Below are 618 nucleotides of genomic sequence, written 5' to 3'. Positions count from 1 at the left end.
GTAAACATGTTTGCTGCATCTGACTGGTCTGATTGAATGTAGCCGACTTTGATGTCATCAATCCGGCTGCCTCCGTCAACAACTGATCCGAGCGCTGCGCCTAAAATACATGTTAGGATGAGCGGCATTAGGATAAGCAGCATAAATCCTTTTCTGTCCGTGATTCTGATTTTGACATCTTTCCAGGCGATCCATATGCTTTTTTTCATAGCCGTCCCTCCTAATCCCGCAACGTGCGGCCGGTCAGATTCAGAAACAGGCGCTCCAGATTCGGTTCCTGCACCTGAAGGGACAGCAGGTTTATATGATGAGCAGCAGCTTTAGCAAGCAGGCTGGTGACGACTTTCTCATGATGAGCCGCAGAAATGTCAATTTTGAGCTCTAATTCATGTACTGTTATATCATTCACATGGGCCAGAGATCGGATCGCCACAAGAAACGCTTCATAGATCCCGCTGACCGTGAGCTGAATGATGGTATCGCCCCCAAGGCGGCTGCACAAATCAGTTTTTGTGCCAATCGCAATCTTTTCCCCCTGATCATTTATCCCGATCCGGTCGCATAAAAACTCAACTTCTTCCATGTATTGACTCGTATAGATCACCGTCATGCCCGTTT

The 618-nt window shown here is 47.6% G+C and carries 2 pseudogenes; both read right to left on the bottom strand.

The annotated features are described in order from the left end of the window. Positions 1-209: pseudogene (locus tag ACWHAR_RS29020) on the bottom strand (ABC transporter permease); the annotation flags it as partial. An 11-nt stretch (positions 210-220) separates the two neighbouring features. After that, positions 221-618 (bottom strand): annotated as a pseudogene (locus tag ACWHAR_RS29015) (export ABC transporter ATP-binding protein); the annotation flags it as partial.

This window comes from Bacillus sp. LR--39 (genome assembly GCF_053613335.1).
This window is presented reverse-complemented; position numbering and strand designations above follow the sequence as displayed.